We start from the raw sequence: 537 nt of genomic DNA, 5'->3' as shown, positions 1-537 counted from the left end.
CGGGATTCAACTGCAGGTGTATGACGATGTGCTAGATGGATACCGTGCTCGACGCGCCAGCGCAGATGACATGCGTGGCTCGGCTCTAGCGGCGCTTACGCAGTTGCGCTCGGTATCGTTGCACCCTCGTTTGGATGATGAACCATCGCTCTACAGTCGGGATGGCCACCATGCGCGGCAGTTGATGTCCGAGTCCGGCAAGCTAGCCGTGATGCTCAAACTGCTGGACGAGATTCGGGATAAGGGCGAAAAGGTCATCCTGTTCATGATGACCAAGCGCCTGCAAAGGGTTTTGAAACTGTGGCTTGATCAGATCTACGGCCTGGACATTGCAGTTATCAACGGAGATACAAAAGCGGTAGCTACCAAAGCGGAAGAAATGACCCGTAAGAAGCTCATTTCAGCATTCGAAGCGAAGTCAGGATTCAACCTCTTGATCATGTCTCCGGTCGCAGCGGGTGTAGGTTTGACCGTTGTCGGAGCTAACCACGTTGTTCACCTGGAACGGCACTGGAACCCGGCAAAAGAGGCGCAGGC

Annotated in this window: 1 protein-coding gene; it reads left to right on the top strand. The window is 54.6% G+C overall.

Annotated features, from left to right (window positions below; translation table 11 throughout):
* On the top strand, positions 1-537 hold a 537-nt coding region (locus Q7C21_RS22850; RefSeq protein ID WP_375151217.1), incomplete at both ends, for a helicase-related protein.

It is taken from the genome of Pantoea sp. ANP04 (genome assembly GCF_041982285.1).
Lineage (GTDB): Bacteria > Pseudomonadota > Gammaproteobacteria > Enterobacterales > Enterobacteriaceae > Pantoea > Pantoea eucalypti.
Note: the sequence above shows the minus strand (reverse complement) of the source record. Positions and strands in the feature narration are given on the sequence as shown.